The 21,870-nt window shown below is 71.7% G+C and carries 16 protein-coding genes; 5 read left to right on the top strand and 11 right to left on the bottom strand.

Annotated features, from left to right (window positions below; genetic code table 11):
- From FNH09_RS07895 to FNH09_RS48280, 3 genes are all read right to left on the bottom strand, one after another.
- Positions 1–1,785, bottom strand: coding sequence for a nickel-dependent hydrogenase large subunit (locus FNH09_RS07895; protein WP_152886032.1), 1,785 nt, complete (start codon positions 1,783–1,785; stop codon positions 1–3).
- Positions 1,786–1,864: 79 nt separating this feature from the next.
- Positions 1,865–2,953 carry an NADH-quinone oxidoreductase subunit B family protein gene (locus tag FNH09_RS07890; RefSeq protein WP_152886031.1) on the bottom strand — a complete coding sequence of 363 codons (1,089 nt, stop codon included), beginning with the start codon at positions 2,951–2,953 and terminating at the stop codon, positions 1,865–1,867.
- A 119-nt stretch (positions 2,954–3,072) separates the two neighbouring features.
- Positions 3,073–4,932 carry a hydrogenase maturation protein gene (locus FNH09_RS48280; RefSeq protein ID WP_338017508.1) on the bottom strand — a complete coding sequence of 620 codons (1,860 nt, stop codon included), beginning with the start codon at positions 4,930–4,932 and terminating at the stop codon, positions 3,073–3,075.
- A 578-nt stretch (positions 4,933–5,510) separates the two neighbouring features.
- Between FNH09_RS48280 and FNH09_RS07880 the strand changes: the two genes are divergently transcribed.
- Positions 5,511–6,344 carry a CAP domain-containing protein gene (locus FNH09_RS07880; protein ID WP_152886029.1) on the top strand — a complete coding sequence of 278 codons (834 nt, stop codon included), beginning with the start codon at positions 5,511–5,513 and terminating at the stop codon, positions 6,342–6,344.
- A 106-nt stretch (positions 6,345–6,450) separates the two neighbouring features.
- On the opposite strand, the gene FNH09_RS07875 is transcribed toward FNH09_RS07880, so the two are convergent.
- The 5 genes from FNH09_RS07875 to FNH09_RS07855 all read right to left on the bottom strand — a co-directional run bounded on the left by FNH09_RS07875 (position 6,451) and on the right by FNH09_RS07855 (position 11,006).
- Complete coding sequence (locus tag FNH09_RS07875) at positions 6,451–6,747, bottom strand: SHOCT domain-containing protein (protein WP_162468242.1); 297 nt, start codon at positions 6,745–6,747, stop codon at positions 6,451–6,453.
- Positions 6,748–6,894: 147 nt separating this feature from the next.
- Entirely contained in the window at positions 6,895–8,646 is a 1,752-nt protein-coding gene (locus tag FNH09_RS07870) for a cation:proton antiporter domain-containing protein (protein ID WP_162468241.1), read from the bottom strand.
- A 20-nt stretch (positions 8,647–8,666) separates the two neighbouring features.
- Positions 8,667–9,119: a DUF6325 family protein gene (locus FNH09_RS07865; protein ID WP_152886042.1), complete on the bottom strand. Its 453-nt coding sequence runs from the start codon at positions 9,117–9,119 to the stop codon at positions 8,667–8,669.
- 102 nt (positions 9,120–9,221) lie between these two features.
- Positions 9,222–10,172 (bottom strand): DUF389 domain-containing protein, encoded by a 951-nt coding sequence (locus FNH09_RS07860; RefSeq protein WP_152886027.1) that lies wholly within the window; start codon positions 10,170–10,172, stop codon positions 9,222–9,224.
- Positions 10,173–10,361: 189 nt separating this feature from the next.
- On the bottom strand, positions 10,362–11,006 hold the full coding sequence (locus tag FNH09_RS07855) for a GAP family protein (RefSeq protein ID WP_152886026.1): 645 nt from the start codon (positions 11,004–11,006) through the stop codon (positions 10,362–10,364).
- Positions 11,007–11,352: 346 nt separating this feature from the next.
- Here FNH09_RS07855 and FNH09_RS07850 point away from each other — a divergent pair, with 346 nt between their 5' ends.
- Genes FNH09_RS07850 through FNH09_RS07840 form a run of 3 tightly spaced genes read left to right on the top strand, consistent with a single transcriptional unit; the run spans position 11,353 to position 16,593 of the window.
- Positions 11,353–12,771: a DUF2252 domain-containing protein gene (locus FNH09_RS07850; protein ID WP_152886025.1), complete on the top strand. Its 1,419-nt coding sequence runs from the start codon at positions 11,353–11,355 to the stop codon at positions 12,769–12,771.
- A 13-nt stretch (positions 12,772–12,784) separates the two neighbouring features.
- Positions 12,785–14,626, top strand: coding sequence for a glycoside hydrolase family 15 protein (locus tag FNH09_RS07845; protein WP_152886024.1), 1,842 nt, complete (start codon positions 12,785–12,787; stop codon positions 14,624–14,626).
- The gene (locus FNH09_RS07840; RefSeq protein ID WP_152886023.1) at positions 14,623–16,593 is read left to right on the top strand and encodes a potassium transporter Kup; all 1,971 of its coding nucleotides are present in this window, start codon (positions 14,623–14,625) and stop codon (positions 16,591–16,593) included. The genes FNH09_RS07845 and FNH09_RS07840 overlap by 4 nt, the downstream gene beginning before the upstream one ends.
- Before the next feature lie 81 nt (positions 16,594–16,674).
- Here the strand turns inward: FNH09_RS07840 and lysA are convergent, their stop codons facing one another.
- Together lysA and FNH09_RS07830 are read right to left on the bottom strand one after the other, a co-directional pair.
- On the bottom strand, positions 16,675–18,018 hold the full coding sequence (gene lysA, locus FNH09_RS07835; protein ID WP_152886022.1) for a diaminopimelate decarboxylase: 1,344 nt from the start codon (positions 18,016–18,018) through the stop codon (positions 16,675–16,677).
- A gap of 14 nt (positions 18,019–18,032) precedes the next feature.
- Positions 18,033–18,416: an SAV_915 family protein gene (locus tag FNH09_RS07830; protein ID WP_152886021.1), complete on the bottom strand. Its 384-nt coding sequence runs from the start codon at positions 18,414–18,416 to the stop codon at positions 18,033–18,035.
- Positions 18,417–18,739: 323 nt separating this feature from the next.
- On the opposite strand from FNH09_RS07830, the gene FNH09_RS07825 reads away from it, so the two are divergent.
- A complete protein-coding gene (locus tag FNH09_RS07825) occupies positions 18,740–19,318 on the top strand; it encodes a universal stress protein (protein WP_152886020.1) in 579 nt (192 codons plus the stop codon).
- 5 nt (positions 19,319–19,323) lie between these two features.
- On the opposite strand, the gene FNH09_RS07820 is transcribed toward FNH09_RS07825, so the two are convergent.
- A complete protein-coding gene (locus FNH09_RS07820; RefSeq protein WP_152886019.1) occupies positions 19,324–21,870 on the bottom strand; it encodes a sensor histidine kinase in 2,547 nt (848 codons plus the stop codon).

Below are 21,870 nucleotides of genomic sequence, written 5' to 3'. Positions count from 1 at the left end.
TCAACCGCCCAGTCCGCTCAGTCCGGTGGGCACGTGCATCTTCTGCACGGTCTTGCCGCCGCCCACGTACATGTGGACGCCGCACGGCAGGCAGGGGTCGAAGCTGCGGACGGCCCGCATGATGTCGATGCCCTTGAAGTTCTCCGGGGGGTTCTCCTCGAAGATCGGGGTGTTCTGGACCGCGTCCTCGTACGGGCCCGGGGTGCCGTAGGAGTCGCGGACGCTGGCGTTCCACGGGGTGGGCGGGTACGGGTGGTAGTTGGCGATCTTGCCCTCGCGGATCACCATGTGGTGGGAGAGGACGCCGCGGACCGCCTCGGTGAAGCCGCAACCGATGCTCTCGTCCGGAACCTCGAACTTCTCCCAGGTCTGGGTCCGGCCGGCCCGGACCTCCGCGAGCCCCTGTTCCGCGCAGTGCAGGGCGACGGCGGCGGAGTAGGCCTGGAAGTAGGTGCGCGCGCGGTTGCGTTCCAGCGCGTTGGACCACCGGGGGATCTTCCACTCGAAGGTGGTCTCCGGCTTGGTCATGGTGCGCGGCAGGTTGATGATCACGCTCTGCCCGGTGGCCTTCACCCCGCCGATGTCGACGAGCCCCGACAGGGCGGTGGACCACAGCCGGGCGAGGGGGCCCCCGCCGGTGTCCAGGGCGAGGTGGTCCTTGCCGTCGAACCAGCGCGGTGACATCACCCAGCTGTACTTGTCGTCGAAGTTCCGCTTCTGCGGGGCGGGGATGGTGTGCTGGTTCCACGGGTGGCGCGGGTCCACCGGGTTGCCGAGCGGGTCGTGCGTGACGAACTGCTCCTGGCCCTGCCAGTCCTCGTAGTAGGAGCTGCCCAGCAGGATGCGGATGCCGAGGTTGATCTCGGTGAGGTCGTTGGTGACCAGCTTGTTGTCGACGACGACACCGGGCGTGACGAACATCCGCCGGCCCCAGTCCGTCATGTTGGCGTACGTGAAGTCGCAGTACTCGGGGTCGTTCAGCGCACCCCAGCAGCCGAGCAGCACGCGCCGACGGCCGACCTCCTCGTACCCGGGCAGGGCCTCATAGAAGAAGTCGAACAGGTCGTCGTGGAGCGGCACCACGCGCTTCATGAACTCGACGTAGCGCATGAGGCGGCTGAGGTAGTCCGTGAAGAGCTGCACGGAGGCGACCGTGCCGACGCCGCCCGGGTAGAGCGTGGAGGGGTGCACATGGCGCCCCTCCATCAGACAGAACATCTCCCGGGTGTAGCGACTGACCTGGAGGGCCTCGCGGTAGAACTCGCCCTCCAGGGGGTTCAGCGAGCGCATGATGTCGGCGATCGTGCGGTAGCCGTGCTCGGCGGCGTGCGGGGCCTCGGTGCGCTCGGCCAGCTCCAGGACACCGGGGTTGGTCTCCTTGACCATCTTCTCGCAGTAGTCGACCCCGACCAGGTTCTCCTGGAAGATGTTGTGGTCGAACATGTACTCCGCGGTCTCACCGAGGTTGAGGATCCACTCACCGAGGTGCGGGGGCTTCACGCCGTACGCCATGTTCTGGGCGTACACCGAGCAGGTGGCGTGGTTGTCGCCGCAGATGCCGCAGATCCGGCTGGTGATGAAGTGCGCGTCGCGGGGGTCCTTGCCGCGCATGAAGACGCTGTATCCGCGGAAGACCGACGAGGTGCTGTAGCACTCCGCGACCCGCTTCTGCTTGAAGTCGATCTTGGTGTGGATGCCCAGGCTGCCCACGATCCGGGTGATCGGATCCCAGGACATCTCCACCAGGCCGGTGCCGTCGCCGGCCGCTTTCGTCGTCGGTGCCATCTCGGTGTGCCGTGCCCTTCGTTGCGCGCGGGTGTGGGGGGAAGTGGGTCGGGTCGGAGGGCTCACATGGGGCGTGGGATCACCACGGCGGCCGGTAGCCGGTGGTGATGCGCTCGCCGGTCTGGCGCCACTTGGGCTCCTTGTCCACGGTCTTGGCCGTCACGGACCGCAGCCTGCGGATCACCGCGCCGTACGCGCCGCTCGCCGTGCTGGACACCCTGGCTCCGGGAGGCTCGTCCATGAAGGGCATGAACATGTCGGGGAAGCCCGGCATGGTGCAGGCGATGCAGATGCCGCCGACGTTCGGACAGCCGCCGATGCCGTTCATCCAGCCGCGCTTGGGCACGTTGCACTTGACGACCGGGCCCCAGCAGCCGAGTTTGACCAGGCACGTCGGCGAGTCGTACGTCTCGGCGAACTGCCCCTGCTCGTAGTAGCCGGCGCGGTCGCAGCCCTCGTGCACGGTGGCGCCGAACAGCCAGGCCGGACGCAGCTTGTCGTCCAGGGGGATCATCGGGGCGGCGCCGGCGGCCTGGTACAGGAGGTACGTGAGCGTCTCGGAGAAGTTGTCGGGCTGGATCGGGCAGCCGGGCACGCACACGATGGGGATGCCGGCCTGCGACTTCCAGTCCCAGCCGAGGTAGTCGGGCACGCCCATGGCGCCGGTCGGGTTGCCGGCCATGGCGTGGATGCCGCCGTAGGTGGCACAGGTGCCGATGGCGACGACCGCGAGCGCCTTCGGGGCGAGCCGGTCGATCCACTCGCTGGTGGTGATCGGCTGACCGGTCTCGGGATTGTCGCCGAAGCCGCACCAGTAGCCCTCGGGTTTGATCGCCTCGTTGGGGATGGACCCCTCGACGACGAGCACGAACGGGTCGATCTCGCCCCGCTCCCCCTTGAAGAACCACTCGATGAACGTGTCCGCGCCACCGACCGGACCGCATTCGAAGTCGATCAGCGGCCAGTGCACCTGGATCTTCGGCAGGCCGGGCAGCACGCCGAGCACGATCTCCTCGATGCTCGGCTGCATGGCGGCCGTCAGCGCGACCGAGTCTCCGTCGCAGCTCAGTCCTGCGTTGATCCAGAGAATGTGGATCGTGGGTGCCTCGTCTGCGGGCGCGCTTCCGCCGTCCGCAGCGTCGACCGGGCGCGGCGTTGCTGCAGTCATGGGACCGCCTCCTCGTGGCGTTGAGGAACAAAGGCCTATATTTCGACCATCACTCTTCTTGCTACCAGCGATCCGGACCCGATGGATGGTCTGCGTGGGCCGTTCCGGTGACGTCGATGTCATGCACGCAGTGGGCCGTCCTTGCGGACGAACGTGCGACGCAGCGCGTGGTACGGGGCTTCGGGATCCTCGAACGTCTCTCGCATCCGGGCCAGTTCCCGCTCCCGGAAACCCGCCAGCGGCGCCACGCTCCGGCGGCGTTCCGCCTCCGCCTTCTTCGCGACGACGCGCGCCCCGGTGCCCCGCAGGGACGCAAGCCGGGTCGCCAGGGCGCCGACCCGCGCCGGGAAGTCCTCCGGAGCGCACTCGACCACGCGGTCCACGAGGCCCACGCGCCGGGCGCCCACGGCGCTCATCGGCAGCGCCTCGCTCATGATCCGCTCGGCCGTGGCGGAGCCCACCCGGCGCGGCAGCGTGTACGTCCAGTACTCCGAGCCGTACAGACCCATCAGCCGGTAGTGCGGATTGAGGACCGCGCCCGAACGGCACCACACCTCGTCGGCCGCCAGCGCGAGCATCACGCCGCCGGCCGCCGCGTTGCCCGCCACGGCGGCGACCACCAGCCGGTCCGTCGTGCCGAGCACCGCCTCCACCAGGTCGTCGATGGCGTTGATGTTCGCCCAGGACTCGGCGGCGGGGTCGGCGGCGGCCTCGATGACGTTGAGGTGGATGCCGTTGGAGAAGAAGTCCCGCTGGCCGCCGAGCACGAGCACCGTGGTCGGCCGCTCGCAGACCTCCCGGTAGGCGGCGAGCAGCCGGCGGCACTGCCCCGTGCTCATCGCGCCGCCCGGGAAGGAGAACGAGAGGAACCCCGTCTCGCCGTCCTCCCGGTAGCGGATGTCCGTCCAGGTGCCGCGATGCGCTCGCGGGTACGACAGCGGGGGCGCGGGCACCTCCGGCAGCGCGGGCAGCCGGTCGCCGAGGGCCAGCGTGGCGGGCAGTCTGAAGGTGCGCGGGCCGCCCGGCCGACGGCGCGGCCGCAGTTCGGGGATCCACACCGCGCCGTCCGTCGTCGCCCGGCACAGCGCCCCGGCCCGGGTGGCCAGCAGCTCGCCGGGGCGGCCGCGCAGCCCTGCCTCGGGGTGACCGCCGTGGAGATACCACTCGCCGCCGAGCAGCACGTCCAGCACCCCGGGCCGCGAGTCCGCGGCCCGCAGCTTGCGGACGACGGTCGCCGTGTCGTCCGCACACCAGTCGATGCGCCGGACACTCTGGTCCAGATAGGGACGGGTGCACGGCGGGACGACCATGGCGGCCGGAAGCCCGGGCAGGGCTGCGGCCGCGGACGCGGGGACGGATGCGGCCCGGCCCGTGGGGAAGGCTTCGGCCTCGGACGCGGGGGCCGCTCCGGCCGGGGACGCGGGGGCGGCTCCGGACGGTGACACGGGGGCGGCTCCGGACGCGGGGGCAGCTCCGGACGGGCCGTCTCCGTCGGGCGGCTGCTGACGGAGCGGCACATGGGTTCCGCTCACGAAGCGGTCCACCGCGAGCAGAACGGCCGCGAGGGCGGCGTCGGCGATCTCGTTGCGGTACAGGTCGCTCTTGCCCACCGCGGGCAGCGGGCAGGCGACGGACGCCCACACGTCACCGGCGTCCATCTCCTCCTCGGCCTGGAGGACGGTCACACCCCATCGGCCGGCACCCTCGTGGATCGCCCAGTCGAGCGAGGACGGGCCCCGGTCGCCGACGGGACCCGGATGCACGATCAGACAGGTGTGCGCCGACCACACCTCCCGCGGGATGGCCGTCCTCAGCATCGGCGCCAGGACGAGCTGCGGCGCGTGCCGCCGTACGGCCTCCGACAAGGACCGGCCCGGCAGCGCGAGCTCCACCGCCACGGTGTGACCGCGATCCCGCAGTTCGGCATGGACACGCTGCGTGAGGCTGTTGAACGCGTCGGCCACGAGCAGGATGTGCACAACTGCCTCCCGGAGGGCGAGGTGCGGGCGAGGACGTCCCCGCCGACTGCGATGGTCGGGGTTGCCGAGCCGCTCGACCGCGGAGACAGGCGGTGAGGTCACCTGAAAGCACGCGCGGGCTTGACAGGGCCGCGTCGGGCGTCGGTCGGGCATCGGAAAGAACCGGAAGGAATGGTTCCGTGACATGCGTCACCCGGACTCCGGGCACTAAGCGGGCCGGGTAGTAGATGCCACTCTGGCGACATATGGGATTTGTCCGTCTTGCTCCAGGTGAGCGATCCGCCCGAAGCCATGAAGATCCACCCGCCCGGCGTGCGCCCCCACCGTCCTGCTCTTGAGGGTTTCTGACGTGACGACAGGCGCGCGACCGGCGCCGAGGGCGTGCGGTCAGCACGCCCCCACGCCCGTGGCAAGGGCCCCCAAAGTCTACGAAGCGAGGTAGTACATGGGCCCTTTGCGCCCTATATGAGGACGTCCTAAGAATGTCGACCGGCAGGACGTCTCCGCGCTCGCAGAAGCGGAGTCCGCGCAGAGCCAGCCGCACGAGGGCGCTCCGCGACTACCGAGTGAGGTCACGCATGGCAAAGCACCGCAAGAGCAAGCAGTTCCGACGAATAGTCATCGCCGCCGTCGCCGTGGCGGCCGTGGGCGTGCCGTCCGCCGCCATGGCCTGCGCCAACTGGCCGGGCAGTGGGGCCGCCCGGTCCACCCCCACCGCGGCGCACACCCTGAGCGCGGACTGGCGGGAGCAGTTCGTCTGGAACCGCGCCGGGAACGGCTACGAGAGCGGCACGCCCACCGCGACGGCAGCGCCGAAGGCCACCTCCTCGGCCGGCGCCCACTCCCACCGGGCGAAGACCAAGACCCACAAGCCCAAGGCGGCCGCCACCCACGCCCCGCACGTTCCGTGGACCGCGCCGCCCGCCTCGGCCACCCCCGCGCCGACGGCCACGAGCACGCCGAAGCCGACCGCCACCCCGCAGCCGACGAACACCCCGAAGGCGGCCGCGACCCCTTCGGCCACCGCCACGGCGACCGCGGCCACCGAGCGTGTCGTCCAGCTCGTCAACGCCGAGCGCAGCAAGGTCGGCTGCTCGGCCCTGACCGTGAACGCGACCCTGACGAAGGCCGCCCAGGCGCACAGCGCCGACATGGCGGCGCACCAGAACATGTCGCACACCGGGTCCGACGGGTCGGCCCCCGGTGACCGGATCACCCGGGCGGGTTACATCTGGAGCGCCTACGGCGAGAACGTCGCCTACGGTTACGCGAGCCCCGAGCAGGTCATGGCCGGCTGGATGTCCAGCCCCGGCCACAAGGCCAACATCCTGAACTGCTCCTTCAAGGAGATCGGTGTCGGTCTCGCGCAGCCCGGCAGCTACTGGACGCAGGACTTCGGCACGGCCCGCTGAGCCGGCGCGCCACGAAGGCAGGCTCCCGACGTCCGCCCGCGCGACCCCGCGCGGACGTCGTCGAGAGCCTGCCCACCTCCTGGTGATCCGTGCCCGCGGCGACGGGTCAGCCGAGGAGCCTGCGCTTCTGCTCCGCGAACTCGGCCTCGGTGAGAACACCCTGGGCCTTGAGGTCACCGAGCTGCTTCAGCTGATCGATCTTGCTGCTCATGTCGTCCGTGAGCGGGGTGGTGGCAGCGACCGGGGCGGGCGCCACGGGCTGCGGAGCGGCCTGCTGCTGCGCCTGCTGGTACTCCTGCTCGGCCCAGCGGCCCTGCTGACGGCGTGAGACACGGTTCGACACGGCGGTGGCCGTGCCGGCCACCACGGCTGTGCGGGCTACCCCGCGGAGGAGACCTGGCACGGCGGTTCCCTTCTCGCAGGAGGCGCGTGACGGTCTGTCCGGCCTCCGACATACCTGACTGCCGGCCGGCACGCGGCTGCCCGCGCGCTCGCCGGATTCCATTGGAGCACCGGACGCGTACCACCGCACTTCGGCCCGGCCGGACCCTCAAGCCGTCAGGAGTACGGCGATGTCCCCCGGCCGCGGGCTCGGGCCGCCGGTGCGGGTGACCGGGAGCAGCCTGCCGTCGTCGCGGACCAGGAACAGCAGCCGGGCCCCGGCCTCCAGGGGGCCCTCGACCCGGCGGGTCACCACTCGGGCGCCCCCGGCATGGCGGCGGGCCAGCTCGGACGCGGTGAGTTCGGGAGCGAAGAGCACCCGCCCCTGGAGGGAGGGGGCTGCGATCATCCCCTGGTTCTCCACGGACGCCCCGAGCCGGTGGACGGTGCCCTCGACCCTGCCCTCCAGGTTCAGGGCCGCCAGTGCGTTGAAATCGTCCTCGCCGGTCAGGAGCAGGACCCCGGTGAGGCCCTCGGCCTCCGCACCGGCGCCCGTGGCCACGGCGAGGAACTCCCCCTCGGCCAGCTCGATCCCGGCGGCCCTGATGCTGTCGCGCTCCGGCTCACCCGCCGCCCACATGACCACGTCGAGGCCCACCGACCGCAGGGCCCGGCCCAGGTCGACCACCCAGGGATCGCCGCCCACGAGCAGCGGCCGCGAACGGGCCGGGCGCACCACGCCCAGCCGTCTCGCCACGGGCACCGCGCTCAGCCCGTACAGGGTGACCGTGGCCACGATCACCACGAAGGTGGCCGGCAGGATCCGCGCCGCGCCGCCGACCCCTTTGTCGACCAGGGCAGCCGAGAACGTCGAGGCGGTGGCGGCGGCGACGATCCCGCGCGGCGCCATCCACCCGAGGAAACAGCGCTCCCCGGCGGGCACGTCGGTCCCCAGCGTGGACAGGGCCGCCACCACGGGCCGGGTCACCAGGACCAGGACGGCCACGAGCCCGAGGGTGGGCAGCAGCACATGCCGCAGGGACTGCGGGGTGACGGTGGCCGAGATGGAGATGAACAGCAGGCCGATGACCAGGTTGACGAGCGTCTCGAAGAACGGCTTGCGGACGGCCTCGTCCAGGTCGGGCAGGTTCGCCACCGCCAGGCCCATCAGGATGGCAGCGATGAGTCCGGCGTCGTCCCGCGCCAGGTCGCAGACGGCCGCCACGCCGACCACCACGGCGAGTTGCACCGTCGTGCCCAGCACCTCGCCGAGCCGGAGCCTGCGCAGCGCCGTCACCAGCAGGGCCGCTCCGGCCACGCCTCCCGCCACGCCGACCGCCGTGCTGATCAGGAACTGTCCTAGCCCGCTCGCGACGCCCCGGTGTCCGCCCGCCATGACGGCGTGGAAGACCAGGGCGCCCAGGACGCCGCCCACGGCGTCGATCAGCGTTCCCTCCCAGACGAGGATGCGCTGGAGCCGCTCGGTCGGCCGGACGAAGCCGAGCAGCGGGCCGACGACGGTCGGCCCGGACACGACGACGATCGCCCCGAGCATCACCGCCGCGCTGCGTGACAGCCCGAGCAGCGGCACGGCCACCAGGACCGTCGAGACGCAGGTGACCAGCACCCCGATCCAGATCAGCCGGACCACGACGCGTCGCGTGTGGTTGCGGAGCCGGCTCAGGTCGAGCCCGAGCCCGGCGTCGTAGAGGATCACCGCGACGGCGAGCGAGACCAGTGGGGAGAAGGCGGCGCCCAGGAGCGCCTGGGGGTTGACGCGGTCCGTCAGCGTGCCGGCGGTGAAGCCGACCGGCAGCAGGACGATCAGCGCGGGGACGCGCAGTACGTGCGCCACCACCTGGGAGCCCGTCGCCAGTACGACGATCAGGGCGAGGCCCAGCAGTACCTCGTCTTCCGTCACCGCGCTGCGGGTCGATACCGCTAGGCCGTCGGGGTCTGCCGGGTCTCGGCCGCGACGGCCTCGTCCGTCAGGTCGAGCGCCTCCAGGACGGCCGGCACCGGGATGCGTCCGGAGGCGACCAGTTGCGCGCCGCCGCGGCGCAGGGCGGTGACGAAGGGCGCGGCCCACAGGTTCTCGTAGACGATGATCCCGGCGGAGTTGCCCGGTTCCAGGGCGGCGCCCGCCTCCTGCACGTCGTCGTGACCAAGGAGCCCGGAGGACGCTCCCTGGAAGACGGCCAGGTCCAGCGCACCGTCGCCGGTGAAGTCGGTGATCTCCATACCGACCACGGTTCCGTCCTCTTCTCTTCCGATGAACATCAGATCGAGAATTCGGATGATGCCGCGCTCCACCAGGTCGACCAGCAGCGGAAAACCCTCACCGGTCATGTGGTTTCCGGGAAACTCCACGACCGCGTAATCGATCGGTCCCATCTCGACAAATTCATCGCCCACGATGTCACCTCTGGCTGGTCACGGCGTTGTCCCTGAATCGGAGTCCATTGCATCACCGGTCGGATGCGGCCGCATTTCGGTTCAGGCCGAGCGGGTCCGGCCGCGTGCGCCGACGCGCCGCCAGATCGCGCGCTGGCACTTGAGCGTGCCGGTCCCGACCACGATCAGCACCACGATGTTGAGCAGGAGCTGGAGCAGCGATCCGCGGGCTTCGGTCCACTCGGTGAACGCGCACGAGACCCCGATGTCGGCCGCCGCCGGAATGGTGGTCACCGAGATGAAGACGCCGAGCAGCGCTCTCGTGCGGGCCTCGGCCAACGAGACGATTCCGGCGATCCCGGCCAGCACCGCGACCACGACCGAGAAGAAGTTCGGCGAATTGATGAGGTTCGAGACGGGCCTCAGCCCGAGGGCGAACGCGCGCGGTTGCAGGCCGAAACCGCGGACGAGGAGCGCGAAGAGGAAGGTCGTGACGATCACGAGCAGGAATCCCTCGGACAGAGCCCACAGTCCCCGCCGGACCCCCCGTCGGGAACCGTGGTCGATCCCGAGGGCGACGCTGGTGATGGCGCCGTACTCGGGGCTGACCACCATGGCCCCGACGATCAGGATCTGGGAGTTGGTGAAGATGCCCACCGCGCCGATGATCCCGGCGATCAGCAGGAAGAGGTAGAAGCTCGGGGGATATCTCCCCTCGGCCCGGATGTGCGCCTCCACCTGCTCCCACACCGGCGCGCTCAGCCGGGCGCCGAACACCTCGGCACCCGCCTTCGCCGCGTGGTCGGAGAACACGGTGTCGACCGGGTCCAGGACGATCGAGCCGCGCCGCCCGAGTCCGAGGTCGCGCAGCCCGCGCAACACGTCGTTCGCGGCGCCGGTCAGGACGTCGCACTCGATGGCGTCACCGTCGGGGTTGCGTACGCTGTCCCGCTGGAGCACCAGGTTCACCACGCACGGCTCGGCCCGCAGCAGGGCGACGGCGTGTTCCGTGAGGTCCGGAGGGCTCACCGCCCGGACGTGGATCATGTCCATCCGGACCTCCGTGTGACACAGCGGCATGCGCCGGATCACGGCCCGGCCGGGCGCCCCACCATTAACGCGGCGCGGTCCGGACGCGGCAACTCGGCGTACGCACGCGCGGCAGCACGGCGGGCCCGTGTGCACGGCGTATGCCGTACGGCGCCCGTCGGCGTCGGCGTCGGCGTCGGCGTCGGCGTCGGTTCAGGACGTCAGTCCGTGGATGCTCCGGCCCACCAGCCACAGCCCCGCCAGCAGCGAGACCGCGACGATCGTCTGCTCCTTGTGGCCCTCCAGCCATGCGCGCAGCTTCCCGAGCCGCTCGGCGGCCGCTTCGGGGGCGAAGGTCGCGTAGAGCTCCATCGTGAGCAGGCTGGAGCTGGCCAGCAGGCAGTAGCCGAACAGCGCCGCGTACGCGGCGGCGTGGGAGAGGTCGGCCGTCACCACCGTGGCGGCACCGGCGGCCACACATCCCCACGGCTGGAGGAGCAGGGCAAGGCCGGCGGCGCTCCACGGGTTGATCCGGTCGACCCGCGACATGCCTCCGGACGGCTTCTGCCGGGTGCCCAGCCTGCGGCGGGTGTGCTCCGCGTACCACACGAGCCCCAGGCCGATGGCGAGTTTGGCGGCCAGCGCGGCCTCGGTCGGCGGGGACCGCGGGGGCGGCGGCTGACCGCCGGTCATGACCAGCACCACGGCGATGATCCCGACGAAGCAGGTCAGCCAGGCGAGCACGAAGGCCAGCCCGTTCCAGATCCCGCCGGGGGCCGACAGCACCAGCACGAACCCGGTGACCGGCAGCGGGTTCAGAGCGATCAACAGCCCGAGGATCAGCAGGTCGAGAACCATCGCAGCCCCCTAGAACCGGTCCGGCGGATCACGCCGGGCCGACCCTGGTCGCCGCGCGCGGCACCCGGCCGTGGAACCGCACATGCGCTCATCGTCGCCGCCCCCTCCCCCGCCCACAACTCCTCGCCCGCGCCGCGGCGGCCGTCCCGGTCGGCTCGACTCGCCGGGCGCAAAGCCCGGGGCTACCGTGGTTTCCGGCTGAGACGTCCGCTTCTCCCGGCGGGTCCTGACACGCTCCGAGGACGTCGACACGAGGCATCCTCACGGGGCATCGGCGCGGTCGATCCCCCGCCGACCGCACTCGCCCGCGCTGCGCGCGTCGGCGACGACACTCGGAGCGAGTGCCATGACCACCCCTCACCCGACCGCTGCGGGCACCCGGCACCGCACCCCGCAGGAGCGCGCCGCGCTGGGCAAGGCCGCCCGCTCGTCCGTGCCCCGTTCCAGCCATGTCGAGTTCACGCCCACCGCGAAGCGGCCGGATCCGGTGGCCGTCCTGGAGGCGCAGTCGGCGACCCGGGTGCCCGAACTCGTCCCGATCCGCTACGGCCGGATGGCCGAGTCGCCGTTCCGTTTCTACCGGGGGGCGGCCGCCGTCATGGCCGGGGACCTGGCCGACACGCCCCGGTCGGGGTTCAGGACGCAGCTGTGCGGCGACGCGCACCTGCTGAACTTCGGGCTGCTGGCCTCGCCCGAGCGCCGGCTGGTGTTCGACATCAACGACTTCGACGAGACCCTGCCCGGCCCCTGGGAGTGGGACGTCAAGCGGCTGTCGGCGAGCTTCGTCGTCGCGGGCCGGGCGAACGGCTTCAGCGCCCAGGAGCGGGCCGGCGTCGTGAGGTCGACGGTCCGTTCCTACCGGGAGTGGATGCGGCGCTACGCCGGGATGGGCGATCTGCCCGTCTGGTACGCCCGGTTCGACGAGGAGTGGGTACGAGACCTCTTCGTCAAGGAGGGCAGCGCGCGGACCCGGGCCCGCTGGGAGGAGTCGGTGGCGAAGGCGCGCACCCGTGACAGCCGCCAGGCCTTCGCCAAGCTCACCCGGGTCGTCGACGGCAGGCCCAGGATCGCCGCGGACCCGCCGCTGATCACCCCGCTCCAGGACCTGCTTCCGGACGTCGAGCGCGGGGCGCTGGAGGAGCAGCTGCGCGGGCTGATCGAGCACTACGGCCGCAGCCTCCAGGCGGACCGGCGGTTCCTGCTGGAGCAGTACCGGTTCGGCGACGTGGCCCGCAAGGTGGTCGGGGTCGGCAGCGTGGGCACCCGGTGCTGGATCGTCCTGCTGCTCGGCCGGGACGACGACGATCCGCTCATCCTCCAGGCCAAGGAGGCGGCCGCTTCGGTACTGGAGCCGTTCGCCGGTGCGGGCGGCCGGCGCACGGAGGGCGAGCGGGTGGTCTTCGGCCAGCGGCTGATGCAGGCGACCAGCGACATCTTCCTGGGCTGGGAACGCGCCGACGGCATCGACGGCCGCCGACGCGACTTCTACGTACGGCAGTTGCGGGACTGGAAGGGCGCCGCGCAGCCGGAGTCGATGGTGCCGGCCGGGATGCGGGCCTTCGGCGAGCTGTGCGGGGCCACGCTGGCCCGCGCGCACGCGAGGTCGGGGGACCGGATCGCGATCGCCTCCTATCTGGGCGGGGGCGACGTCTTCGACCGTGCGCTGGTGCCGTTCGCCGAGCGTTACGCCGATCAGAACGAGAGGGATCACCAGGCACTCCTGGACGCCGTCCGCGGCGGACGGGTGACGGCCGGGACGGCGTGACGAGGAGGCCGGGATGGACCGTTATCCGCCCATCGCCGAGCACGGTCTCGTCGGTGATCTCCAGACCACGGCCCTGGTGTCGTCCCAGGGGGTGATCGACTGGTTCGCGGCTCCGCGCTTCGACTCGCCGAGCGTCTTCGCCGCGCTGCTCGACCACGAACGCGGCGGTCATTTCCGGCTCGCGCCCGATCACCCCGAGGGCTCCTGGAAGCAGCTCTACTACCCGGACACCGCGGTGGTGGTGACCCGGTTCATGTCGCCCGACGGCGTGGGCGAGACCATCGACTACATGCCGGTGCTGCCGGGCCCGACGGCGACCGACCGGCACACCCTGGTGCGGGTCGTGCGCGCGGTGCGCGGCACCGTGCACTTCGGTCTCGAATGCCGGCCTCGGTTCGACTACGGGCGGGCGGCGCACGAACTCGAACTGACGCCCCACACGGCGACGTTCCGGGCCCCGGGGAGCACGGCCCATCTCCAGACCGGCATCCCCCTCGAACGGGACGGGCGGGACGGGCAGGACGTCCGGGGCGGCATCACCCTGCACGCCGGGAAGACGGCGGTCGCGGTGTTCACCGTCTGCGCGCCGGGCGGACGGCCGCCACCGCCCCCCAGCACCGAGCGGATCACCGCCGAGCTCTGGGACAACGTCGACTACTGGCAGCAGTGGGTGCGCACCTCGCGGTACCGCGGCCGCTGGACGGACATGGTGCACCGCTCGGCGATCACGCTGAAACTCCTCACGTACGCCCCCACGGGCGCGCCGGTCGCCGCGGCGACCATGGGACTGCCGGAGCAGATCGGCGGCGAGCGCAACTGGGACTACCGGTACACCTGGGTGCGGGACGGCTCCCTGTCGGTGCGGGCCCTGCTCGACCTCGGCTTCATCGACGAGGCGGCGCGCTTCACCCACTGGCTCGGCGAACGCCTGGAACGCGGCGACGGTCCTGGCGACGAACCCCTCCAGATCGTGTACCGGGTGGACGGCAACCCGCACCTGCCCGAGGAGACCCTGGAGCACTTCAAGGGCTACCGCGGGTCCTACCCGGTGCGGATCGGCAACGCCGCGACCGAACAGCTCCAGCTCGACATCTACGGCGAGGCCCTCTACGCCCTGGCCGAGGGCCGCGCGGTCGGCGAGCAGGCGGGCTATCACGGCTGGAAGAACCTGGCCAGGACCCTCGACTGGCTGGCGGACTCCTGGGACCGGCCCGACGAGGGCATCTGGGAGACCCGGGGCGGCCGCAAGGACTTCACCTACAGCCGGGTGATGTGCTGGGCCGCGTTCGACCGCGGGCTGAAGCTGGCGGCCGAGTTCAGCAGGCCGGCCGACCTCGCGCGCTGGACGCGGACCCGGGACGAGATCCTGGAACAGGTCATGGAGCGCGGCTGGAGCGAGCGGCAGCGCGCCTTCGTCCAGCACTACGACGGCGACGTCCTCGACGCCTCCCTGCTGCTGGCCCCCAGGGTCGGGTTCCTGGCCCCGCGCAGCCCGGGCTGGCTGAGCACCCTCGACGCCATGGACCGCGTCCTGGTCTCCGACAGCCTCGTCTACCGCTACGACCCCGCGGCCTCCCCGGACGGACTGCGCGGCTCCGAGGGGACGTTCAGCCTGTGCACGTTCCTGTACGTCGACGCCCTCGCCCGCGCCGGACGCCTCCCGCAGGCCCGCTACACCTTCGAGAAGATGCTGACGTACGCCAACCATGTCGGCCTGTTCGCGGAGGAGATCGGGCCCAGCGGCGAGCAGCTCGGCAACTTCCCGCAGGCCTTCACCCATCTCTCCCTGATCATGGCCGCGAAGACCCTGGACGAGGCCCTGGACGAACGTCCCGAGCGAAGGAGCACGCCATGACCGATCCCCGGCACGGGGCCGCGCCGGACGGCGGACCGACAGCGCGGCAACCGGAGGGACATGGTCCCGGCGCGCACGACGCGGTGCGTCTCGCGGTGGTGATCGGTGCTCTCGGCGTGGTCTTCGGCGACATCGGGACCAGCCCGATCTACACCCTCCAGACGGTGTTCAACCCGAGCGACCCGCATCCGGTCCCGGTCAATACGGACAACGTGTACGGCGTCGTGTCCCTGGTGTTCTGGTCGGTGATGACCATCGTGACGGTCACCTATGTGCTGCTGGCTATGCGTGCCGACAACGACGGCGAGGGCGGCATCATGGCGCTGATCACCCTCGTACACCGGTGGGGCTCGCAGCGTGGCAGGCGGACCACGGCCGTACTGGCCGCGCTCGGTGTCTTCGGCGCCTCGCTGTTCTTCGGCGACAGCATGATCACTCCGGCCATCTCGGTGCTCTCCGCGGTCGAGGGCCTCAAGGTCGTCGAGCCGTCGCTGGAGAGCGCGGTCGTACCGGTCACCGCATTGATCATCGTGCTGCTGTTCCTCGTGCAGCGCAGGGGGACCGCGGCCGTGGGCCGGATGTTCGGGCCGGTCATGATCGCCTGGTTCGTGGTCATCGGCGCCTGCGGTGTGGTCGGCATCATCGACCACCCGGCGATCCTCAGGGCGCTGTCGCCGACGTACGCGGTGGGTTTCCTGGTCGGTCATTTCGGCACCGCGTTCTTCGCCCTCGCCGCGGTCGTGCTCTCGGTCACCGGCGCCGAGGCGCTCTACGCGGACATGGGGCACTTCGGCCGCCGGGCCATCACCCGCGGCTGGATGTTCCTCGTGTTCCCGGCGTGCATCCTGAGCTACTTCGGTCAGGGCGCGCTGATCCTGGCGGACCCCCGCAACATCAGCAGCCCCTTCTTCCTGCTCGTGCCCCACTGGGGCAGATGGCCGATGGTGCTGCTGGCCACGGCGGCCACGGTGATCGCCTCCCAGGCCGTGATCACCGGCGCGTACTCCGTCACCTCCCAGGCCGCCAAGCTCGGCTACCTGCCGAGGCTGCGCATCGCCCACACCTCCGAGTCCACGATCGGCCAGATCTACGTGCCGTGGATCAACTGGCTGCTCATGGTCTCGGTCCTCACCCTGGTCTTCGCCTTCCGCAGCTCCACGGCCCTGGCCTTCGCGTTCGGCATGGCGGTCACCGGGACCATCACCATCACCACTCTGCTGTTCTTCTACGTCGCACACGCCAAGTGGCGCAGGCCGCTGTGGCTGGTCGCGCTCGGCGCGGGCCCGCTGCTCCTGGTGGACCTGCTCTTCGTGGCGGCCAACCTCACCAAGCTCGTGCACGGCGCCTGGCTGCCGCTGCTGATCGGCCTCACCGCGTTCACCGTGATGACCACCTGGCAGCGCGGACGCAAGATCGTCACCGCGGCACGGGTACGGGACGAGGGGCCGCTGCCCGAGTTCATCGAGCGTCTGCGCAGCGGTGAGGTATCGACACTGCGCGTGCCGGGAACGGCCGTCTTCCTCAACCGGGGCAAGGACACCACCCCGCTGGCCATGCGGGCCAACGTCGAGCACAACCACGTACGGCACGACCATGTCGTGATCCTGTCCCTGGAGACCGAGCCGGTGCCCCGGGTCCCGGCCGACCGGCGACTGGTCGTCGACGACCTCGGTTACACCGACGACGGCATCTTCCATGTCACCGCCCGGTTCGGCTACATGGAGACACCGGACGTGCCCAGCACGCTGACCGCGCTCGATCCCGCCCTGACCGAAGGGCCGCTCCAGCTCGACCGGGCGTCGTACTTCCTGTCGAAGATCGAGCTCCGGCGGGGCAAGGCGCCGACGATGGCGCCCTGGCGCAAGCGACTGTTCATCGCCACCTCCTACATCACCGCCGACGCCGCCGAGTACTTCGGCCTCCCCCGGGACCGCACGGTCATCATGGGCTCGCAGATCGACGTATAGAACCAGCAGGCGGATCCCGGGCGGGCCGGTCGGCGAGGGAGGGACGACCGGCCCGCCCGGGAGATCAGTGGTCCTGGCGGGTCACAGGCCCACGTCACGGCGGCGGATGTCCTCCAGGGACTCCCGCCGGACCAGCAGTCGAGCCTGTCCGTCGCGGACGGCGACGACGGGCGGGCGGCCGATCAGGTTGTAGCCGGAGGCCATGGACAGGTGGTAGGCACCGGCCACGGGGACGGCGAGCAGGTCGCCGGGGCGTACGTCGGCGGGGAGTTCCGCGTCGGCGGCGAGGACGTCGCCGGCTTCGCAGTGCCGGCCCACCACGGTCACCCGGGCCGGGGCGGCGGTACTGTGCCGGCCGATCAGCCGGGGAGCGTAGCGGACGCCGTACAGGGCGGGGCGCGGGTTGTCGCTCATGCCGCCGTCGACGGCCACGAACACGTGCTCGCCGGTGTGCTTGACGGACAGGACGCGGTAGACGGCGATGCCCGCCGGTCCGGCGATGGCCCGTCCCGGTTCGATGATCAGACGGGGGACGGGCAGTCCGGCCGTGGCGCAGGCTTCGGTGAGTTCGGCGCGTACCTTGCGGGCCAGCGCGGTGAGGTCCAGGGCCGGTTCGCCGGGGCGGTAGGCGATGCCGTGGCCGCCGCCGAGGTCGAGTTCGGGCAGGATCAGGCCGTGCTGCTCGTGCAGCCGGCTCATCAGGCCGACCATGCGGCGTACGGCGCCCAGGTACGGCTTGACCCCGGTGATCTGCGAGCCCAGGTGGCAGTGCAGACCGGTGAGTTCGAGCTGGGGCTGGTCGAGTATGCGGGCGATGGCGTGCGCCGCGTAGCCGTCGGCGATGGACAGGCCGAACTTCTGGTCGACGGTGCCGGTGCGGATCTTCTCGTGGCCGCCCGCGCTGATGCCGGGCACCACCCGGACCATCACCTTCTGGTGGCCGTCCGGGCCGACGGCGGCGGCCAGCCGGGCGATCTCGGAGGGGCTGTCGATGACGATGCGGCCGACGCCGAGGCGCAGGGCGGCCTCCAGGTCGCGCGGGGACTTGGCGTTGCCGTGCAGCACGATCCGCTCGGGCGGGAAGCCGGTGGTGACGGCGAGTTCGAGTTCGCCGGCGGAGCAGACGTCGAGGCCGAGGCCCTCCTCGTCCATCCAGTGGGCCATCGCGCGGCACAGGAACGCCTTGGCCGCGTAGAGGACTTCGGCGTCGGGGAAGGCGTCGCGGTAGGTGCGGCAGCGGTCGCGGACCTCGGCCTCGTCCAGGACGTAGACGGGTGTGCCGAAGCGGTCGGCGAGTTCGGCGAGCGGTACACCGCCCACGGCGAGGTCGCCGTGCGGGCGTTCACGGGTGGAGGCGGGCCACACCGACAGGCCGACCGCGGTGGTGACGCCGGCCGTGGTGGTGGGTTCGTGGACCGTGCTCATGGTGGCTGCCCCTCTCAGGCGGTCCGCAGCGCGGGCATCTCGTGCGTGACCGGCCCGGCCGGTGGGACGGGAAGCACCGGTGCGACCGGGGCGGGCGATGTGACCCGCGCGGGCGCCGGGGCGGTGAACTGCGGGTCGACCGTGACGCCGGTGACGCCGAGCGGCGCGGTCAGCGCGCGCAACGCGGACTCGGCGAGCCTGATCCACGCCTGGTCGGGGCCGAGGGTGGCGGTCAGCCGGTGCTCGGAGGTGAAGCCGACGGCCGTACGGTCGCCGAGCGGGGTGCGGAAGAGCCGGGCCGCGCATCCGGAGGGTCCCGGCCGGACCGGTACGTACAGAGGTCCGGCCGGGAACCGATCGGCGGGCTCGGGGTCCTCACCGTGGAGGAGTTGGTTCATGGGGTGCCTCCCGAGGGCAGGGAGCGTGGGGATGGGATCTGTGGATCCCCGGCCGCGGGGAGGCCGGCCGGGGTTCGCTGTCGACGTTATGCCCGCGCCCCCCGGCCCCCGGCCCGGTCCTGACGGGACGCTGACGACGATCCCGGCGTCTTTGACGAGACGCTGACAGCACTGGTGGGAGGGCGCGGTCAGGGCCGTCAGAGGCTCGCCAAGAACGGACGGCCGGACTGTCGCGAGCCCTTGAGGGGCGGTGATATGGAGGCGATCGTGCACAAGACCGCTGACCGGGAGTCCTCGCTCGGCGCATGCAGAAGGTGAAAGCCATGTCCGTGTCCCCCGGGCCCGCGTCCGCCCGTGTCGTAGCGCGTGTCGTCGTGGGGGTGAGCGGCTCGCCGGGGTGTCTCGCCGTCCTGGACCGGGCCGCCGACGAGGCCCGGCTGCGAGGTGCGGAGCTGTGGCCGGTGCTCGCCTGGGAGCCGCCGGTGGGTGATCTCGCCGCCCATCGGGTCCCGGCCACGACTGCCATGGTCCCGGAGTGGGAACGGCTTGCGCGCGAACGGCTCGTGGCAGCGCTGCGTGACGTGTTCGGCGGCGTCGGCACCGGACTGCCCGGGCAGGCGCTCGTCGTGCGGGGCGCCCCCGGGCCCGCGCTGATACGGATCGCCGACCGGGACGGCGACGTGCTCGTCGTCGGCGCCGGTGGACGGGGCCGGCTGCGCCGCGCGCTGTGGCCGTCGGTCGGCCGCTACTGCCTCGCCCACGCCGCCTGCCCTGTTCTCGCCGTCCCGCCTTCCCCGCTGCGGGCGGCGCTGACGGCCGCACACCGCCGGAACGCCCTGCGGCGACGCCTGGACACCGGTCATCTGGAGCGGGAGTTCGAGACCGCGCCGCCCGACGCCTGAGGCCGTCAGGAGGTGACGGCGGCCGGCTGGTCCCGCTGTTGCGACCGGCCGCGTTCCGGCGTGGTCGGCACGGTCAGCACCATGGTGAGGCCGCCACCGGGAGTGTCCTCGGCGTGCAGGCTGCCGCCGACCGCCTCCGCGAAGCCGCGGGCGACGGCGAGGCCGAGCCCGACCCCCACCCCGCGGGGCGAGTCGCCGTGGCGCTGGAACGGTTCGAAGATGCGGTGCTTGTCGTCGTCGGGCACCCCGGGGCCACGGTCCACCACCCGCAGTTCCACGCGGTCGGCGAGTGCGCTCGCGGCGACCAGGACCCGCTCCCCCTGCGTGCTGTGCTTGACCGCGTTCTCGACGACGTTGGCGACGGCTCGCTCCAGCAGCCCCCGGTCGACGTACACCATGGGCAGCGTCTCGGGTATGTCCAGTTCCACGCTGTCCTCGGGTACCCCGCCGAGCGCCATGGGCACGACCTCGTCGAGGCCGGTCTCGCGGATGACGGGGGTCACGGTGCCGGTGTGCAGGCGGGACATGTCCAGCAGATTGCCGACCAGGTTGTCGAGCCGGTCGGCGCCCGCCTCGATCGCTTCCAGCAGCTCGGCCCGGTCCTGTTCGGACCACTCGACGTCGTCCGCGCGCAGCGAGGTCACGGCGGCCTTGATGCCGGCGAGCGGGGTGCGCAGGTCATGGCTGACGGCGGCGAGCAGCGCGGTCCTCGTGCGGTTGCCCTCGGCCAGTTCCTTGGCCCGGTCGGCCTCGTGCCGCAAGCGCTGGCGGTCCAGTGCGACGGCGGCCTGGGCGGCGAAGGCCGCCAGCACCCGGCGGTCGGCGGCCGGCAGGACGCGGCCACGCAGCGTAAGAGCCATGTGCTCGCCCAACGGTACGTCGACGTCCGCGTCGTCGGGACTCTCCGCGGGCTCGGGCCCCACGCTTCCGGCGCAGGTCCAGGGATCCGCCTCGGCGGTCCGCTCCAGCAGGGCCACCGAATCCATTCCGAAGGTCTCGCGGACGCGTTCCAGCAGGGCCTCCAGTGTGGTCTCACCGCGCAGGACGTTTCCCGCGAGGAACGAGAGGATCTCGGACTCGGCGCGCAGCCGGGCGGCCTGGTGGGTGCGCCGGTCCGCGAGGCTCACCACCGAGGCCACGGACACCGCGACCCCGACGAAGATCGCGATGGCCACGATGTTCCTCGGGTCGGCGATCGTCAGCGTGTGGACGGGCGGCGTGAAGTACCAGTTGAGCAGCAACGAGCCCACCACCGCGGAGGCCAGCGCCGGAAGCAGCCCGCCCAGCAGGGCCGCGGCGACCGTCAGGGTCAGGTACAGCAGCATGTCGTTGGCGAGACCGACCTCGGGCGCGGCGCCGGTGAGCAACCAGGTCAGCAGGGCCGGACCGAGCACGCCGACGAACCATCCCCAGATGACCCGCGACCGGCCGAGGCGTGCTCCCCGCGCCACCGGCAGTCCTCGGCCCTTGCCCACCTCGTCGTGCGTGATGAGATGGACGTCGAGGTCGGGACCGGACTCCCGGGCGGCCGTGGCACCGACGCCCGGACCGAACACGTACTGCCAGGCCCGCCGTCGGGAGGCGCCGAGCACGATCTGGGTGGCGTTCACGCCCCGGGCGAAGTCGAGCAGCGCGGCCGGTACGTCGTCGCCGACCACATGGTGGAAGGTGCCGCCCAGGTCCTCGACGAGGGTGCGCTGGACGGCCAGTTCCTCCGGGGAGGCGCCCGAGAGGCCGTCGCTGCGCGAGATGTGGACGGCGAGGACCTCGCCGCCCGCTCCCTTCTCGGCCAGCCGAGTGGCACGCCGTATCAGGGTGCGCCCCTCGGGGCCGCCGGTCAGACCGACCACGATGCGCTCGCGTGACGCCCAGATGGCCGAGACCTGGTGTTCGCTGCGGTACTCGGTCAGGTATGCGTCGACCCGGTCGGCCACCCAGAGCAGCGCCAGCTCGCGCAGGGCGGTGAGGTTGCCGGGCCGGAAGTAGTTGGACAGGGCCGCGTCGACCTTGTCCGGCGTGTAGATGTTGCCGTGCGCCATACGGCGGCGCAGGGCCTCCGGTGACATGTCGACCAGCTCGATCTGGTCCGCACGGCGTACCACCTCGTCGGGCACGGTCTCGCGCTGGCGGACTCCGGTGATGACCTCCACGACGTCACCGAGCGACTCCAGGTGCTGGATGTTGACGGTGGAGACGACGTCGATGCCGGCGGAGAGCAGTTCCTCCACGTCCTGCCAGCGCTTGGCGTTGCGGGAGCCGGGGACGTTGGTGTGGGCGAGTTCGTCGACCAGGGCGACGGCGGGGGCGCGTCGCAGGACGGCGTCCACGTCCATCTCGGTGAAGACGCCGCCGCGGTGGTCGAGTTCCTTGCGCGGGATCTGTTCCAGGCCGCGCAGCATCACCTCGGTCCGGGGCCGGGAATGGTGTTCGACGAACGCGACGACGCAGTCGGTGCCCCGCTCGATACGGCGGTGCGCCTCCGACAGCATCGCGTACGTCTTGCCGACGCCGGGTGCCGCGCCGAGGTGGATCCGGAGCTTTCCGCGTGCCAT

The sequence above is a fragment of the Streptomyces adustus genome (genome assembly GCF_009377175.1).
Taxonomy (GTDB): Bacteria; Actinomycetota; Actinomycetes; order Streptomycetales; family Streptomycetaceae; genus Streptomyces; species Streptomyces adustus.
Note: the sequence above shows the minus strand (reverse complement) of the source record. Positions and strands in the feature narration are given on the sequence as shown.

Coding starts and splice junctions, on each gene's coding strand:
- FNH09_RS07895 (WP_152886032.1), bottom strand. CDS start 1,785: ATGGCACCGACGACGAAAGCGGCCGGCGACGGCACCGGCCTGGTGGAG.
- FNH09_RS07890 (WP_152886031.1), bottom strand. CDS start 2,953: ATGACTGCAGCAACGCCGCGCCCGGTCGACGCTGCGGACGGCGGAAGC.
- FNH09_RS07880 (WP_152886029.1), top strand. CDS start 5,511: ATGGCAAAGCACCGCAAGAGCAAGCAGTTCCGACGAATAGTCATCGCC.
- FNH09_RS07865 (WP_152886042.1), bottom strand. CDS start 9,119: ATGGGACCGATCGATTACGCGGTCGTGGAGTTTCCCGGAAACCACATG.
- FNH09_RS07860 (WP_152886027.1), bottom strand. CDS start 10,172: ATGGACATGATCCACGTCCGGGCGGTGAGCCCTCCGGACCTCACGGAA.
- FNH09_RS07855 (WP_152886026.1), bottom strand. CDS start 11,006: ATGGTTCTCGACCTGCTGATCCTCGGGCTGTTGATCGCTCTGAACCCG.
- FNH09_RS07850 (WP_152886025.1), top strand. CDS start 11,353: ATGACCACCCCTCACCCGACCGCTGCGGGCACCCGGCACCGCACCCCG.
- FNH09_RS07845 (WP_152886024.1), top strand. CDS start 12,785: ATGGACCGTTATCCGCCCATCGCCGAGCACGGTCTCGTCGGTGATCTC.
- FNH09_RS07840 (WP_152886023.1), top strand. CDS start 14,623: ATGACCGATCCCCGGCACGGGGCCGCGCCGGACGGCGGACCGACAGCG.
- lysA (WP_152886022.1), bottom strand. CDS start 18,018: ATGAGCACGGTCCACGAACCCACCACCACGGCCGGCGTCACCACCGCG.
- FNH09_RS07830 (WP_152886021.1), bottom strand. CDS start 18,416: ATGAACCAACTCCTCCACGGTGAGGACCCCGAGCCCGCCGATCGGTTC.
- FNH09_RS07825 (WP_152886020.1), top strand. CDS start 18,740: ATGTCCGTGTCCCCCGGGCCCGCGTCCGCCCGTGTCGTAGCGCGTGTC.
- FNH09_RS07820 (WP_152886019.1), bottom strand. CDS start 21,870: ATGGCACGCGGAAAGCTCCGGATCCACCTCGGCGCGGCACCCGGCGTC.